The organism is Nocardia sp. NPDC005746 (assembly GCF_040630785.1).
Lineage (GTDB): Bacteria > Actinomycetota > Actinomycetes > Mycobacteriales > Mycobacteriaceae > Nocardia.
Genome location: NZ_JBEXYE010000027.1, coordinates 1 through 15,516, shown reverse-complemented (window position 1 = coordinate 15,516; position 15,516 = coordinate 1). Strand labels below are relative to the sequence as shown.

The 15,516-nt window shown below is 69.6% G+C and carries 12 protein-coding genes and 1 pseudogene; 8 read left to right on the top strand and 5 right to left on the bottom strand.

Features of this window, described 5'->3' with window-relative positions; genetic code table 11:
- Positions 1 to 412: 412 nt before the first annotated feature.
- Both ABZ412_RS32695 and ABZ412_RS32690 read left to right on the top strand, forming a co-directional pair.
- Positions 413 to 1,057, top strand: a complete 645-nt coding sequence (locus ABZ412_RS32695; protein WP_357288119.1) for a hypothetical protein — start codon at positions 413 to 415, stop codon at positions 1,055 to 1,057.
- 275 nt (positions 1,058 to 1,332) lie between these two features.
- Entirely contained in the window at positions 1,333 to 2,334 is a 1,002-nt protein-coding gene (locus tag ABZ412_RS32690) for a malate dehydrogenase (RefSeq protein WP_357288116.1), read from the top strand.
- 24 nt (positions 2,335 to 2,358) lie between these two features.
- On the opposite strand, the pseudogene ABZ412_RS32685 reads toward ABZ412_RS32690, so the two are convergent.
- Positions 2,359 to 3,252: pseudogene (locus ABZ412_RS32685) on the bottom strand (TIGR03619 family F420-dependent LLM class oxidoreductase); the annotation flags it as partial.
- A 195-nt stretch (positions 3,253 to 3,447) separates the two neighbouring features.
- Here ABZ412_RS32685 and ABZ412_RS32680 point away from each other — a divergent pair.
- A complete protein-coding gene (locus ABZ412_RS32680; RefSeq protein ID WP_357288113.1) occupies positions 3,448 to 4,197 on the top strand; it encodes an SDR family oxidoreductase in 750 nt (249 codons plus the stop codon).
- A 163-nt stretch (positions 4,198 to 4,360) separates the two neighbouring features.
- Here the strand turns inward: ABZ412_RS32680 and ABZ412_RS32675 are convergent, their stop codons facing one another.
- The gene (locus ABZ412_RS32675; protein WP_357288111.1) at positions 4,361 to 5,932 is read right to left on the bottom strand and encodes a hypothetical protein; all 1,572 of its coding nucleotides are present in this window, start codon (positions 5,930 to 5,932) and stop codon (positions 4,361 to 4,363) included.
- On the bottom strand, positions 5,929 to 6,258 hold the full coding sequence (locus ABZ412_RS32670; protein ID WP_357288108.1) for a type VII secretion target: 330 nt from the start codon (positions 6,256 to 6,258) through the stop codon (positions 5,929 to 5,931). The genes ABZ412_RS32675 and ABZ412_RS32670 overlap by 4 nt, the downstream gene beginning before the upstream one ends.
- Before the next feature lie 227 nt (positions 6,259 to 6,485).
- On the opposite strand from ABZ412_RS32670, the gene ABZ412_RS32665 reads away from it, so the two are divergent.
- From ABZ412_RS32665 to ABZ412_RS32650, 4 genes are all read left to right on the top strand, one after another.
- The gene (locus ABZ412_RS32665) at positions 6,486 to 7,472 is read left to right on the top strand and encodes an NAD-dependent epimerase/dehydratase family protein (protein WP_357288105.1); all 987 of its coding nucleotides are present in this window, start codon (positions 6,486 to 6,488) and stop codon (positions 7,470 to 7,472) included.
- A 31-nt stretch (positions 7,473 to 7,503) separates the two neighbouring features.
- Entirely contained in the window at positions 7,504 to 8,520 is a 1,017-nt protein-coding gene (locus ABZ412_RS32660; RefSeq protein WP_357288102.1) for an Rv2578c family radical SAM protein, read from the top strand.
- A 107-nt stretch (positions 8,521 to 8,627) separates the two neighbouring features.
- Positions 8,628 to 10,610, top strand: a complete 1,983-nt coding sequence (locus ABZ412_RS32655; RefSeq protein ID WP_357288100.1) for a 2-oxoacid:acceptor oxidoreductase subunit alpha — start codon at positions 8,628 to 8,630, stop codon at positions 10,608 to 10,610.
- Positions 10,607 to 11,686 carry a 2-oxoacid:ferredoxin oxidoreductase subunit beta gene (locus ABZ412_RS32650; RefSeq protein ID WP_357288097.1) on the top strand — a complete coding sequence of 360 codons (1,080 nt, stop codon included), beginning with the start codon at positions 10,607 to 10,609 and terminating at the stop codon, positions 11,684 to 11,686. The genes ABZ412_RS32655 and ABZ412_RS32650 overlap by 4 nt, the downstream gene beginning before the upstream one ends.
- Before the next feature lie 3 nt (positions 11,687 to 11,689).
- Here the strand turns inward: ABZ412_RS32650 and ABZ412_RS32645 are convergent, their stop codons facing one another.
- Together ABZ412_RS32645 and ABZ412_RS32640 are read right to left on the bottom strand one after the other, a co-directional pair.
- Positions 11,690 to 12,220: a hypothetical protein gene (locus ABZ412_RS32645; RefSeq protein ID WP_357288094.1), complete on the bottom strand. Its 531-nt coding sequence runs from the start codon at positions 12,218 to 12,220 to the stop codon at positions 11,690 to 11,692.
- A 418-nt stretch (positions 12,221 to 12,638) separates the two neighbouring features.
- Positions 12,639 to 13,559: a neutral zinc metallopeptidase gene (locus ABZ412_RS32640; protein ID WP_357288092.1), complete on the bottom strand. Its 921-nt coding sequence runs from the start codon at positions 13,557 to 13,559 to the stop codon at positions 12,639 to 12,641.
- A gap of 120 nt (positions 13,560 to 13,679) precedes the next feature.
- On the opposite strand from ABZ412_RS32640, the gene aspS reads away from it, so the two are divergent.
- A complete protein-coding gene (aspS, locus tag ABZ412_RS32635; RefSeq protein ID WP_357288089.1) occupies positions 13,680 to 15,473 on the top strand; it encodes an aspartate--tRNA ligase in 1,794 nt (597 codons plus the stop codon).
- Positions 15,474 to 15,516: the final 43 nt, after the last annotated feature.

The following is a 15,516-nucleotide window of genomic DNA, read 5'->3' as shown; positions in this document are numbered from 1 at the left end:
AGATGCGCTGGGTCTCGCCGCCCGCTCCCGCCGCACGACGGCACCTGCTCCGCCGCCGCACGATGTGACAACCGGCTGCCGCGCCCGCCGTGGCCGTGGCGGGCGTGGCCCCACGGCCGGTCCGGGTCGCGATCAGCGGCTGTGAACCACCAAGGATGTCGTCGACCGGCTGGCCTGGCTGCGACACGAGCGCTCTCGGCGCCGGGCGCGGCAGTGCCACCGGGCAGCGCGGCATCGTTGTTACCTGGCGGTGCGGCATTGTTACGGCCCGGCGAACCTCCGCCGAATCCGCGTACGGGTGCGCGAATCGGGGTATGAGGTAGAGGCCAGCTGACATACCCGCGCACGCCGCACGGGCCGGTGCCCGCCGGCGGACCGCGCGAACCCTACAGACCTGGACGAATGCACCGCTGTGACTCATGAATCGACGCCGGGATCCGGCGAGGTCGGCCTCGACCTGATCGCCCCCGAACTGCTGGCCCCCGCGCTGCGCAAACTCACCCTCGCCGCGCTCGGCATCGGCATCGGGGTCGGCCTGCTGATGGCGCTGTTCGTGCACTGGCCGACCGCGCTGGCGGCGGGTCTGGTCCTGGGCGCACCGACCGCCTTGTACGCCATGGCCGTGCAACGCCGCCGGATCACCGTGTCCGGCAGTGTCATCCACGCCCGCACCTGGCGCGGCGAACGCCACCTGGACCTGGCCGCGGCCACGGCCGTGGAGATCGTCGTCCACCCCGGCAAGATCAGCCGCATCGTGCTGCGCGCGACCGCGGGCCCCGATGTTCAGGTCGTGCCGCTGGCGATCTACAGCGACTCCGGCAGCGGCCGCGAACTCCACATTCTGGGCCTGCGCAAACTCGCCGACGCCCTGGCCGGATGCCCGCTCGCCGCCGCCCTGGCCATCTCCGGGCTGCTGGTCCAGCAACTGCGCGCCGAGGCCCGCGACGCCAATGCCGAGCAACGCCCGCTCTACCGTGCGGTCCAGCTGGTGCGGGCCCGCGACGAGGCCGGGCCGATCGTCCTCGCCGACTCCGATATCGCCGACCTCGCCCGCTGAGGCGACGCGGACCGGACATCGATCACCGACTACCCCCGCGGCACGACGGCGCACGCTGCCGCGGCCCTCGGGTCGGGGTGGGCCGCCGTCGCGGATGGACGCCGCGGTACACCCGGCGGTGATCGCCGGTCGCGCACTCCGACGGCGGCCGGGGCCTGGTAGCGGCCTGTGATGTGAGCTCGCGGCCGGTGTTCCGTTGCTCACGGCCGCGCCTCACGCGCGGTGAGCGTCGATAGGGTCGAAGAGAGATCAGCCGCTATCGCGAGGAGATCGCCGTGAGCAACGTTGCGCCAGTGACCGTCACCGTGACCGGAGCCGCCGGGCAGATCGCCTACGGCATGCTCTTCCGCATCGCCTCCGGAGCCCTGCTCGGGAAGTCCACGCCGGTGCGCCTGCGGCTGCTCGAGATTCCCGCCGCCGTCGGGTCGCTCGAAGGCGTCGCGATGGAACTCGAGGACGGCGCGTTCCCGCTGCTGGCCGGAATCGATATCGCCGACGACCCGTGGCTCGGATTCGAGGGCGCGAACATCGCCGTTCTGGTGGGGTCGCGGCCGCGCAGCGCGGGAATGGAACGCGCGGACCTGCTCGCCGCCAATGGCCCGATCTTCACCGATCAGGGCGCGGCCATCAATGCCAACGCCGCCGATGACGTCCGGGTGCTGGTGGTCGGGAACCCGGCCAACACCAACGCCTACATCGCCATGAACAATGCCCCCGACGTTCCCGCCGAACGGTTCACCGCCCTCACCCGCCTCGACCACAATCGCGCGATCGCGCAGGTGGCCGCGAAGACCGGGGCCGCGGCCGCCGACATCGCGCGGATCACCGTGTGGGGCAACCACTCCGCGACCCAGTACCCCGACCTGGCGCACGCCACCGTCGGCGGCCGCGACGCGCTCACCGTGATCGACGATCCCGCCTGGGTGACCGGCGAATTCGTGCCCACCGTCCAGCAGCGCGGCACCGCCATCATCGCCGCGCGCGGCGCGTCCTCGGCGGCGAGCGCGGCCAGCGCCGCCATCGACCACATCCACGACTGGGTGCTGGGCACCGCTCCCGGCGACTGGACCTCGATGGCGGTGCCCTCGGACGGCTCCTACGGCGTGCCCGAGGGACTGATCAGCTCGTTCCCGGTGACCTGCGCCGACGGCGAGTACACCATCGTGCCGGACCTGGAGATCGGCGAATTCGCCCGCACCCGAATCGATCACAGCGTCGCGGAACTGGTCGGCGAACGCGACGCCGTGATCGACCTGGGCTTCGCGAAGAAGGCGTGATCAGCCCCCGCTCAGCGGGAGAGTTCAGCTCAGCTTGGCGATCACGTTGTCGCTGTACCACTTGATCTTGGTGATCTTCTCTTCCAGGGTCTCGGTGTCCTGCTCCTTGGCGTAGGAGTTGCGGAAACCGACGATCAGGTCGGTGATGCCCTTCTCCTCGCAGCGCTTCACCCCGTCGGGGGTGTAGCCGTCGTAGGAGACCGCGTGGATCTCGAAGTCGCCCTTGTGGTCCCGCTCGGCGCGCAGCTCGTCGATCCGGGCCAGGTACTTGTCCAGCTCCTCGGCATTGCCGCCGGCGTGCATCCAGCCGTCGCACAGGCGGACCGCGCGGCGCAGCGCGGCGTCGCTGTGGCCGCCGAGCAGGATCGGCAGCGGCTCGGTGGGGGCGGGGGTGAGCTTGATCTTCGGGATGTCGTAGAACTCGCCGTGGTACTCGAAGTACTCACCGGTCGACAGACCGCGCACGATCTCGATGCACTCGTCGATGCGCTTGCCGCGCTTCTCGAACGGGACGCCCATGATCTGGAAGTCCTCCGGCCACGGGCTGATGCCCACGCCGAGCGCGAAGCGGTTGTTGCTCAGCCGGGCCAGCGAGCTGGCCTGCTTGGCCACCAGCACCGGCGGGCGGATCGGCAGCTTGAGCACGAACGGGGTCTGGCGCAGCGTGGTGGTGGCCGCCGCGATGGCCGCCGACAGCACGAAGGTCTCGATGAACGGCTTCCCGTCGAGGAACTCGCGATTGCCGTCCGCGGTGTAGGGATACTTCGAATCCGACTCGGCCGGGTAGGCGATGCTGTCGGCCACGGTGATGCTGTGGAACCCGGCGGCTTCGGCAGCCTGAGCGAGGGGGATGTAGTAATCCGGGTTGGTCATCGCCTCCGCGTAGGTGAAGCGCATCGATCGTCCTCTCGACAGTGAGCAAGTGCCAAAAAACTAGAACCGATTCTAGTTTTGCGACTGATGCTAGCGCCACCCTCGCCAAAAGGCATCAGTTCCGGGGCGATCCGGACAGTCAATCCACCCGCCGGACGCCCCGCCGCCACTGTCCCGCTAGCCGAGATGATCCGCGACCGGGGCTTGCTGGATTGTTCTGCCTCTTGTTCTAATCGCCCCATGACCATCGCCATCACCGGCTCCGGTTCCGGCATCGGCGCGGCCACCGCCGCCGCCCTGCGTGCCGCCGGGCACGACATCATCGGCATCGACCTGCGCAACGCGGACATCACCGTGGACCTCACCGACGCCGACGCCCGCAACGCCGCGGTCGAAGCGGTGCTCGAGCGCTCGGGCGGCAGCCTCGACGGCCTGATCCTCTGCGCCGGCGTCGGCCCCCAGGTGCCCGATCCCAACCTGGTGGTGGAGATCAACTACCGGGCCACCGTCGCCCTGCTCGACGCGCTGCTGCCCGCCCTCACCAAGGGCGAGAACCCTGCGGCCGTGGTGGTTTCGTCCGTCGCCTCCACCCATATCAAGTGGGAGGACAACCCGATCGCCTCCGGCACCGAGGCCGAGGCCTTCGCCCAGGCCGGGGACTACGCGGGCAGCTACGCCTACGCAGCCTCCAAGAACGCCGTCACCGTGGCCGTGCGCGAGCGCGCTGTCGAGTGGGGCGCCGCCGGCGTCCGCCTCAACACCGTCGCCCCCGGCAGCGTCGACACCCCGCTGCTGCAGGCCGGGCTCGACGACCCGCGCTACGGCGACGCCATCCGCAACTTCGTCTCCCCGATCGGCCGCAACGGCCGCGCCGAGGAGATCGCCTCGCTCATCGTCTACCTGATGGGTCCGCAGGCCGGATTCATCCACGGTTCCCAGTTCGTCATCGACGGCGGAGTCGACGCGCAGGCGCGCCCGACCGCGGTGTAACCCACCGCGGCGTGCGCCGGCGCGCCCTGAAACGGTGGCCGAGCCCGCGGGGTGTACATCCGCTTTCGGTCTCCACCGATGCCGCGGTGGTCTGGGTACCCGTCCAGATCACCGCGGCATCACCCTTTTCCGGAGTGATCGGGTTGTCAGTGATCGGGTTGTCTCAGAGCTGATCGAGCTCGGCGTCGGCCGGATCCTCGGCATCGCCGAGGACTCCCGGGGCGACGGTGCCCAGATTGCCGGTGAGTTCGCTCTCGGCCGTGGGACTTCGGTGCGGTTGCACCGTCCGGCCGTGCGGTGCGTCGCCCGCACCGCCCTTGCCCGCACCGGCCACGGCGGGGGAGCCCAGGAAGCCCGAGCCGGCGGGTAGACCCGGACCGGGCACGCCGCCCGCGCCCACGCCGAACTGATTCGCGGGATTGGTGATCCTTCCACCAGGCACCGACGAGCCCGGCCCGCCGGGAGCCGACGGCATGCCGGCGCCGAGACCGCCCGCGCCGCCGCCGTGTCCGAGGCCACCACCCCCGCCGACACCGGTCGCGGAAGTATCCGGAAGCTCGCCCGGAGAATTCGATCGGGACGGATCGTCGGGCGTGGAAGTCGCTGCCGGCAAACCGCTTTCGAGCAAGTCCTCGGCCTGCTCCAGGAGCGGCCGGGCCACATTCTGGACCAGGGCCTGAGCGACCGTGGCCGGATCCGGGCCGCCGCCCAGCCCGACCAGCTGCCCGATCAGCCCCTGCACCTGTGCGGTGCAGACCGACAGTTCGCCGTGCGCGGTGTTCACGACCGTCACGGCCTCCCCGAGATGCCGGGTGGCCGAAGCGATCAGGGTGGTCTGGCCGAGCGGGGTCAGGATCAGCGGGGCCAGCGCGGTGGCCTCCGTGGCGAAAGCCTGCGCGATGGCGCTGAGCTGGATATTGCCGCGCCGAACGACGGCAGCGGCCTGATCGGTGATCGCCGACAGGGCGAACCCACGCTTGGCGGTCTCCAGACCGTGATCCCCGGCCCGCCTGCCCGACGCCTGAGCGCTCTGGGAAGCCTCTCCCTGCCACAGGGATTCGACCGTCCGCAGCGCGCCGCTGCCAACCAGCATCGCGGACTCGATGGCCTTCGACCCGGTGCTGAGCAGTGTGGTCGGACTCAGCCGGCCCGGCACGCCGGTGCCGAACGCTCGCAGCAGTTGCAGGAACGGTGCGAACAGCGCGTCCAGTCCCGGAATCGCGGGCAGCGCCAAGCCCTTCATCAGATCGCCGACCGGATCAGCGGGCAGCGGCGGCAGGGGCGCGACCAGATCCGTGGCGGCCCGCGCGAACGCTGCCTGCGCGGCATCGAGCGCGGCGGGCACCCCGTCGACCGCGGCCTGCACACCACCGAGCGCGGTCCCCGCCGAGCCGAGAACGTCCTGCGCTGAACCCAGGGCGGCCTGCGCACCCGCCATCACGCCGTACGCGCCATCGAGGGCAGGTGCGATCACGCCGCCGAGGGTTCTCGGCTCGGACCCGCCGCCGGGGATCGGGCCGGGTACACCGGCGACCGGTGGGCCGCCCTGGTCGCCCTCCTTGCGCGCGAGCACGAACGCGGGCGGTTCGAACGACGGCACATCGGCGGGCAGCACACCCACCGGCAAATCCGGAATCGGGCCGGGTGCGACGACGTCCACGCGAAGCGCTCCCAGCACGCCGAAGTCCGGACCGGCAGGGGCGGCTCCGATGACGCCGGAGTCGAGCGGCCTCATACCTGGTCGCCGATCTGCCCGGCGACCGCGCCGAGCCCGCCCGCGCAGTCGGCGTCGATGCGCTCGTAGATGGCTGCCGAACCGAACGCGGCCCGTCCGAGCTCGGCGAAGCGGCCGGCGAGGGCGGTGATGTCGCGGTCGTGCAGGAGTTCGGCGACGGCGTAACCGGCCAGGAAGTCCGCGCCGATGAGCCCGAAGACCGGGGTCATGGCGGCGACGTGGGTGACGGTGTCCAGACCGCCCTGGGCGGCGATGTCGGCGGCCACGCCGTCCTGGGCCGCCGCGAAGGCGCGAACCGCGACGGTGTCGACCGAAAGATCGGCCATATCAGCTCCCCCAAGCGTCGTGGACATGCGAAGGCCGAATATATACCGTCGAGAGTCCAGTCCGGCGTGGCGTTCGCGCCCACGCCGAGGGATGTGTGCCGCCGCGCGGCGCCACCGGGCGTGTCGGCACCGTGACGCCGCCCGCATCCCGACCGCGACGTCGTCCGCATCCCGCCCGTGATGTGACCGTTCTTGCAAATTAGAACAAGTTCTATATTCTTCTGACCATGAAGGTCGCAGTCACCGGCGCTGCCGGGTTCCTTGGCACCAATTTGCTTCGCCTGCTTACTGATCGCGGTCACGAGGTCACCGCCATCGACCGGGTCGCCGGTGCCACCCAGCCCGGGGTGACCTGGGTGAACGGTGACGTGCTGGATCCGGTCTCGATGCGGTCCGCGCTCGACGGCGCCGAGGTGGTCTACCACCTGGTCGCGCTGATCACCCTGGCCCACAAGAACGATGTCGCCTGGCGGGTCAACACCGAGGGTGTGCGCGTCGTCGCCGAGGCCGCGCTCGAGGTCGGCGCGCGCCGCATGGTGCACACCAGCTCCATCCACGCGTTCAACCAGTACTCCTGCGGCGGCGTCATCAACGAGCGCTCGCCGCGATCGATCGACCCGGATCTGCCGGTGTACGACCGGTCCAAGTGGCAGGGCGAGATCGAGCTGCGCTCGGTCATCGACAAGGGCCTGGACGCGGTCATCTGCAACCCGACCGGCGTGTACGGCCCGATCGACAACACCGCCTCGCGCATCAACACCACGCTGTGGGACGCCGCCCGCGGCCGGGTGCCGGTCATGATCAGCGGCGGCTTCGACCTGGTCGACGTGCGCGACGTCGCCACCGGCCTGGTCCTGGCCGGCGAGCGTGGCCGCACCGGCGAGAACTACCTGCTCGGTGGCCACTTCACCGACATGTTCCAGGCCACCCGCACCGCCGCCGAGGTCAACGGGAAGATGAAGCCCGCCTTCGCGATCCCGGCCAAGGTGATCAACGCCTGCATGCCGGTCATGGAGCCGGTGGCCAAGGCCTTCGGCAGCGACCGCATCTCCAAGGCGGCCATGGGCGCGCTGCTGGCCGCCCCGATCGTCGAGCACACCAAGGCCACCGAGGAACTCGGCTACCGTCCGCGGCCCGCCGAGCAGACCATCCGGGACCTGGTCGCCTTCTACAACGGGCGGCCGATCGAGGCCGACACGCAGAAGATTGCTTGACACTCGTTAGAACACATGTTCGACTGGGGTGGTGCGTTGGCAAAGGCAAACCCTCGGCGCCGATGACGGCGCGCTCCCCGGGCTCGAACGTGCGGGTTTCGTACGCAGCGTACAGACACCCGAGTTCGAGGGCATCACGTTCCACGAGGTGCTCTGCAAGAGTGCGCTGAACCGGGTGCCCGACAGCGGCACCCTCCCGTTCAGCTGGACCATCAACCCCATGCGCGGGTGCTCGCACGCGTGCCGCTACTGCTTCGCCCGTGGCACCCACGAGTACCTCGATCTCGACGCGGGCGCCGACTTCGACTCCCAGATCGTGGTCAAGACCAACGTCGTCCCGATCCTGCGGCGTGAACTGCACAAACGGTCCTGGCGGCGCGAACACGTCGCGCTGGGCACCAATACCGATCCGTATCAGCGCGCCGAGGGCCGCTACCGGCTGATGCCGGGCATCATCACCGCGCTCGCCGAATCCGGGACCGGATTCTCCATCCTCACCAAGGGCACCCTGCTGCGGCGGGATCTGCCGCTGCTGGTCGAGGCCGCCGGGCAGGTGCCGGTGGAACTCGCGGTGTCCATCGCCATCCTGGACGAGGAACTGCATCGCGGGCTCGAGCCCGGCACGCCGTCACCCCGGGCGCGGCTGGAACTGGTGCGCGCCCTGTCGGATGCCGGATTCGCCGTGAATGTCATGGTAGCTCCGGTCATTCCGTATCTGACCGACTCCCAGGCGCATCTGGACGCGCTCTTCGCCGCCATCGCCGAGGTCGGGGCGGCCCGGGTCACGGCGTTCCCCATGCATCTGCGCGGTTCCACCCGCGGCTGGTTCCTGGCCTGGCTGGCCGAGGCCCACCCGGCGCTGCTGCGCCGCTACCGGCAACTGTATGGTCGGGGAACTTCGGTGACACCGGAGTATTCTGCGTGGCTACGCGGCCGCATCGAGCCGCTGCTGGAGAAACACCGTTTGAACCGTGATCGACCGGCCGAGCCCGAGGTTCGCGCCGTCGAATCGCACACGCCCGACCCGCAGTTGGCGTTGTTCGCCTGACGGCGGTTCTTTTGATCGAAACCATTGCGCTTCACGGGTGTGTCGCGAATATTGCGGAGTAGTTTGGCGTTGGTACCTCACATCTGACGAGGAAGTGATGCACGCGCATGGCTCATTCGAAGGACACCGTGCAGCATGACGACTCTGCGACGGCCGGAAACGGCGACGGCCCAGGGAAATTGGCGGTGGAGAAACTGGAACGGGTCGTCATCCGCTTCGCGGGCGACTCCGGTGACGGCATGCAGCTCACCGGTGACCGGTTCACGCACGAGGCCGCCGCATTCGGCAATGATCTTGCCACCCAACCGAATTTCCCCGCCGAGATCCGCGCACCCCAGGGCACGCTCCCTGGTGTGTCGTCGTTTCAGATCCAGATCGCGGACTACGACATCCTGACCGCCGGTGACCAGCCCGATGTGCTGGTGGCGATGAATCCCGCTGCGCTGAGGGCGAATCTGGAGGATTTGGCGCGCGGGGCGACAGTGATCGTCAATACGGACGAATTCACCAAACGCACCCTGGCCAAGGTCGGGTACGCCGGGGATCCGCTCACCGATGACACCTTGACCGATTTCGTGGTGCACCGGGTGCCGATGACGTCCTTGACGCTCGGTGCAACCGAACCGACCGGTGTGGGTAAAAAGGATGGGCAGCGCGCGAAGAATATGTTCGCGCTCGGCTTGCTGTCCTGGATGTACGGGCGGCCGATCGGCGGCACCGAACAGTTCATGCGGGAGAAATTCGCCGCCACCCCCGACGTCGCCGAAGCAAATATCCTCGCATTCCGGGCAGGGTGGAATTACGGCGAAACCACCGAGGCGTTCGCCACCACCTACGAAGTGGCCCCCGCGACGCTCCCGGCGGGCACCTACCGGCAGATCACCGGCAATACCGCGCTCGCCTACGGCATCGTCACCGCCGGGCAGCTGTCCGGGCTGCCGGTCTTCCTCGGCACCTACCCGATCACCCCGGCCTCGGACATCCTCCACGAACTGAGCAAGCACAAGAACTTCGGCGTGACCACCTTCCAGGCCGAGGACGAGATCGCCGGAATCGGCGCGGCCCTGGGTGCCTCGCTGGGCGGGGCACTCGGGGTGACCAGTACGTCCGGTCCCGGGCTGGCGCTCAAGAGCGAGACCATCGGCCTGGCCGTCATGACCGAACTGCCGCTGGTGATCATCGACGTGCAGCGCGGCGGCCCGTCCACCGGTCTGCCCACCAAGACCGAACAGGCCGATCTGCTGCAGGCGCTCTACGGGCGCAATGGCGAATCCCCGGTGCCCGTGGTCGCGCCGCGATCGCCCGCGGACTGCTTCGACGCCGCCGTGGAGGCCGCCCGCATCGCCCTCACCTACCGGACACCGGTGCTGCTGCTGTCGGACGGTTCCATCGCCAATGGCTCCGAGCCGTGGGCGATTCCGCGGGTCGAGCAGCTCGCCCCGATCGACCCGGCCTTCGAACCCGCGGGCGCGCAGGACGATTCGTTCCAGCCCTACGCGCGCGATCCCGAGACCCTGGCCCGGCCGCTGGCCGTGCCCGGCACCGCGGGCCGCGCGCACCGCATCGGCGGGCTCGAGAAGGCCGACGGCAGCGGCAATATCTCCTACGAACCGGCCAATCACGAACTCATGGTGCGATTGCGGCAGGCCAAGATCGACGGCATCGCGGTGCCCGACCTGGCGGTGGACGATCCCGGCGGCCACGCCGAACTGCTGCTCATCGGATGGGGCAGCTCCTACGGTCCGATCGGCGAGGCCTGCCGGCGGGCGCGGCGGCGCGGGGTGCCGGTGGCACAGGCGCACCTGCGGCATCTGAATCCCTTCCCGCCCAATCTCGGTGAGGTGCTGCGTCGCTACCGCACCGTGGTCTGCCCGGAGATGAACGGCGGCCAGCTGGCCATGCTGCTGCGCGCCCGCTACCTGGTCGACGTGCAGCCGTGGACCAAGGTGGCCGGCACCGCCTTCCAAGCACAGGAACTGGTCGGCGTCATCGACGCGGCCCTGGACGGCTCCATCGCGGAGATGGAGCAGGACAAGGCCTTCGCCGCACGGGCGCGCGCGACCTACCGCACCCCAGGGGGCAAGGCATGACCATTCTCGAAAACCTGCTCGTGGGAACCGATCTGGGCCTCACCGGACTGTCCGGGGTGCCGCAGGCGGCGGGCCCGCAGAAGGCCAAGGACTACACCTCCGATCAGGAGGTGCGCTGGTGCCCCGGCTGCGGCGACTACGTCATCCTCGCCACCGTGCGCGGCTTCCTGGCCGAGCTGGGCCTCGAGCGCGAGAACCTCATGTTCGTCTCCGGGATCGGCTGCTCGAGCCGGTTCCCGTACTACCTGGAGGCGTATGGGATCCACTCCATCCACGGCCGCGCCCCGGCCATCGCCACCGGGATGGCGGTCACCCGGCCCGACCTGTCGGTCTGGGTGGTGACCGGCGACGGTGACGCGCTCTCCATCGGCGGCAATCACCTCATCCACGCGCTGCGCCGCAATGTGAACATGACGATCCTGTTGTTCAACAACCGGATCTACGGCCTCACCAAGGGCCAGTACTCGCCGACATCGGAGACCGGCAAGGTCACCAAGTCCACCCCGATGGGCTCCATCGACCATCCGTTCAACACGCTGTCGGTGGCGCTGGGCGCGGAAGCCACCTTCGCGGCCCGGGCCCTGGACTCCGACCGGGCCGGGCTCACCGAGGTGCTGCGGGCCGCCGCCGAACACCGCGGCACCGCGTTCGTGGAGATCCTGCAGGACTGCCCGATCTTCAACGACGGCTCCTTCGACGCGCTGCGCCGCGAGAACGCCGAATCGCATCTGGTCCGGCTGCGGCACGGGCAGCCCATCCGCTTCGGCGCGGACAATGAATTCGCCGTGGTCCGTGACGGTTTCGGTCTGAAGGCGGCGCGCGCCGAGGGCGTCGCCGAATCCGACATCGTGGTGCACGACGCCTACACCGACCAGCCCGAATACGCCTACGCGCTGTCGCGGCTGTCCGACCAGGACCTGACCCACGTGGTGACCGGCGTCTTCCGCAGCGTCACCCGCCCCACCTACGACGACGGCGTCCGCGCCCAGCTCGGCACCGCCGTCGAACGCAAACCGGTGAGCCCGGACTCCTTGCAGGAGTTGCTCACCGGCAACGAAACCTGGACGGTCGGCTGAGTTTCAGGCCGGAGTGAAGGCGTTCAGCAGGCGCTGGAACAGATCGTCGAAGCGCTTGCGGGACGCCTTCTGCTCGTCACTGAGGCCGTCGGTGATCTCGGGCGCGTACACGATCAGATGCAGATCCTGGTCGCGGTGCTCAGGCATGTAATCGATGATCGAGGTGCCCTTGTCGGTGGCCTCCGGGGTCCCCATATCGACGGTGACCAGCGCCTTCATCTCGGTCGCCGCCGCGGTCAGCACATCGGCCGGCACCTTCCCGTTCACCGGCTGCGCGGTCGGATCGGACCGCTTCACCGCGTGCCCGTCCGGCTGCACCTCGAGGGAGGGCCGCAGATCGGTCCGGGTCTGCCAGCCCGCGGGCAGAGCGGTCAGCGTGAACAGCGCGGGGGGAGCGGCGGCCGCCGGCCGCACTCCCGCGAATCCGCCCGCGCCCGTGAGCAACACCGCACACGCCGCCGCGGTCAGCGCGGCCCGCGACCCTCGCCGCCGACCCGTGGCGCCCGATCCCGCGCCGAAGTCTGCTGTTCCCATCGCATCCCTCCGAACTCCCTGGCGGGCGTCCGCCCGCCGCCCGCAGATTGTGGCCGCACACCCATCCCGGCGCGAAGCGCCACGCCGACGGCACGCCGGGATGTGACACGGCGCGCGGGATTCGCCCGAATTCGCCTGTGGCGGAGCCGCTCGACGCGCACATCCGACATCGCGTGGAAACCGCCACTGTCCTCTGCTGGATCACCACGTGAAGCGCAGCACGGCGGCAACTCACCGGCGGTCGCACCGACAGGGCACGTGATCCTGGTTGCCAAGCGCGACAGTGCTGGGCGCGCTGCTCGAACTCGTCGCGCTCGGCGACCAGCGCGACCCGCCGCCGCTGCTGTCAGCGGCGATCGGGTGGGGAAAACAGCGAGGTCCGCGGCCGACACGGACGGGGACCTCGGGTCGGAAGGGGTCAGCGCAGGGCGGGCGGGTTGCCGAGGTCCTGGGCGGAGTAGGTGTCGCAGGCCTTGACCTGGCCGGTCTTGTAGCCGGTGAGGAACCACTTCTGGCGTTCCACCGAGGAACCGTGGGTCCAGGCTTCGGGGTTGACGCGGCCGGTGGAGGCCTTCTGGATGCGGTCGTCGCCGACGGCGGAGGCGGCGGAGAGCGCGTCGCGAATGTCGTTGTCGGTCAGCGGCTTCAGGAAGGGCTGGCCGCCGCCGGGGGCGGGCAGCTTGTCGGCGTAGGCGGCCCAGACGCCGGCGTAGCAGTCGGCCTGCAGTTCGGTGCGGACCGCGCCGGAGGTCGGGCCCTTGGGGTCGCGCTGGGCCTTGTTGATGTCGCCGAGCTGGTTCTGGATGTGGTGGCCGAACTCGTGGGCGACCACGTACTCCTGGGCCAGGGGTCCGCCGCTGGAGCCGAAGCGGTCGACCAGTTCCTGGAAGAAGCTGGTGTCGAAGTAGGCGGTCTGGTCGGCGGGGCAGTAGAACGGGCCCACCGCCGAGGACGCGCGCCCGCAGGCGGTGTTCACCGCGCCGGAGAACAGCGTCACCTTCGGCGCCACGTATTTGCGGCCGGTCTGCTTGGGCAGCTCGGTGCCCCACACATTGTCCAGGCTCTGGACGGTGGCGATGACCCGGCAGTCCACGTACTTGTTGGCGTCCGCGCCGGTCTTGCAATGGTCGGGGGTCGTGGCCGTGCCCGACTTGGCGTTCGAGTCCGCGCCGGTGAACTGGCCCAGAATGCTGCCCGGATCGCCGCCGAGCAGCAGGGACGCGATCAGGGCGATGATGCCCAGCGCGCCTCCGCCGAGAGCCAAGCCGCCGCCCAGTCCGGGTCCTCCGCCGCCGCTCACCCGGTTCGGGTCGATTTGCAGGCCCTCGTTGAAGGTCATGCGTATCACTCTGACACGGGCGAGCGGATATCGGTTTCCACTCGCCCCACGTGTCTCTCTACGATGGGTCTGCACCTGGTCACCCGCACCGGTGCTTCGAGTCCCGTCGAAAGGAATCCCGTGCTGCGCACCCACTTGGCTGGTTCGCTGCGAAGCGAGCACGCCGGTCAGACCGTCACCCTCACCGGCTGGGTGGCCCGGCGGCGAGACCACGGTGGCGTGATCTTCATCGATCTGCGCGATGCTTCGGGTGTGGCCCAGGCCGTCTTCCGTGAAGGCGAGCCCGCGGAGGCCGCCCACAAGCTGCGCAACGAGTTCGTCGTGAAGATCACCGGCGTGGTCGAGAACCGTCCCGAAGGCAGCGAGAACCCGAACCTGCCGACGGGCGCGATCGAGGTCAACGTGACCGCGCTCGAGGTGCTCAACGAGGCCGCGCCGCTGCCGTTCCAGCTCGATGACGAGCCGGGTGAGGAAGCCCGCCTCAAGTACCGCTACCTGGATCTGCGCCGCGAGGGCCCGGCGCACGCGATCCGCCTGCGCTCCAAGGTGAACTCCGCCGCCCGCGAGGTGCTGGCGAAGCACGCCTTCATCGAGGTCGAGACCCCGACCATGACCCGCTCCACTCCGGAGGGCGCGCGCGACTTCCTGGTTCCGGCCCGCCTGGCACCCGGCAAGTTCTACGCCCTGCCGCAGTCGCCGCAGCTGTTCAAGCAGCTGCTCATGGTCGGCGGCATCGAGCGCTACTTCCAGATCGCGCGCTGCTACCGCGACGAGGACTTCCGCGCCGACCGTCAGCCGGAGTTCACCCAGCTCGACATCGAGATGAGCTTCGTCGAGCAGGAGGACGTCATCCTGCTCGCCGAGGACATCCTGACCGCGCTGTGGAAGCTGGTCGGCTACGACATCCCGACCCCGATCCCGCACATGACCTACGCCGAGGCCATGCGCCGCTACGGCTCGGACAAGCCCGACCTGCGTTTCGAGGTCGAGATCACCGAGATGATGGAGTACTTCCAGGACACGTCCTTCCGTGTGTTCCAGGCTCCTTATGTCGGTGCGGTGGTCATGCCTGGCGGCGCCTCGCAGCCGCGTCGCCAGTTCGACGCCTGGCAGGAGTGGGCCAAGCAGCGCGGCGCCAAGGGCCTGGCCTACATCACCTTCAACGAGGACGGCACCCTCGGCGGCCCGGTCGCCAAGAACCTGACCGACGCCGAGCGCGAGGGTCTGGCCAAGCAGGTCGGCGCCGAGCCGGGCGACTGTGTCTTCTTCGCCGCCGGTGAGCAGAAGTCGAGCCGGGCGCTGCTGGGCGCGGCTCGCGGCGAGATCGCCCGCAAGTGCGGTCTCATCGACGAGAACGCCTGGGCCTTCGTCTGGATCGTGGACGCCCCGATGTTCGAGCCGACCGCCGACGCCACCGCGAGCGGCGATGTGGCCCTGGGCTATTCGGCCTGGACCGCGGTGCACCACGCGTTCACCTCGCCCAAGCCCGAGCACATGGCCACCTTCGACACCGATCCGGCGTCGGCGCTGGCCTACGCCTATGACATCGTCTGCAACGGCAACGAGATCGGCGGCGGCTCGGTCCGTATCCACCGCCGCGACGTGCAGGAGCGGGTGTTCCAGGTGATGGGCATCGGCGAGGAAGAGGCGCAGGAGAAGTTCGGCTTCCTGCTCGACGCCTTCTCCTACGGCGCCCCGCCCATGGGCGGCATCGCCTTCGGCTGGGACCGCATCACCGCGCTGCTGGCCGGGGTGGACTCGATCCGTGAGGTCATCGCGTTCCCGAAGTCGGGCGGCGGCGTCGACCCGCTGACCGACGCGCCGACCCCGATCACGCCGCAGCAGCGTCAGGAAGCGGGCCTCAACGCCAAGCTGGACGCGAACGGCAACCCGGTCAAGGACGAGGGCAAGTAGCCTCGACACGGATATACGACGACGCCGCGCTGCCCGGGCAGCG

Bases quoted from the DNA above. Each gene is read 5' to 3' on its own strand.
- ABZ412_RS32680 (WP_357288113.1), top strand. From the start codon at position 3,448: ATGACCATCGCCATCACCGGCTCCGGTTCCGGCATCGGCGCGGCCACC.
- ABZ412_RS32675 (WP_357288111.1), bottom strand. From the start codon at position 5,932: ATGAGGCCGCTCGACTCCGGCGTCATCGGAGCCGCCCCTGCCGGTCCG.
- ABZ412_RS32670 (WP_357288108.1), bottom strand. From the start codon at position 6,258: ATGGCCGATCTTTCGGTCGACACCGTCGCGGTTCGCGCCTTCGCGGCG.
- ABZ412_RS32665 (WP_357288105.1), top strand. From the start codon at position 6,486: ATGAAGGTCGCAGTCACCGGCGCTGCCGGGTTCCTTGGCACCAATTTG.
- ABZ412_RS32655 (WP_357288100.1), top strand. From the start codon at position 8,628: ATGGCTCATTCGAAGGACACCGTGCAGCATGACGACTCTGCGACGGCC.
- ABZ412_RS32650 (WP_357288097.1), top strand. From the start codon at position 10,607: ATGACCATTCTCGAAAACCTGCTCGTGGGAACCGATCTGGGCCTCACC.
- ABZ412_RS32645 (WP_357288094.1), bottom strand. From the start codon at position 12,220: ATGGGAACAGCAGACTTCGGCGCGGGATCGGGCGCCACGGGTCGGCGG.
- ABZ412_RS32640 (WP_357288092.1), bottom strand. From the start codon at position 13,559: ATGACCTTCAACGAGGGCCTGCAAATCGACCCGAACCGGGTGAGCGGC.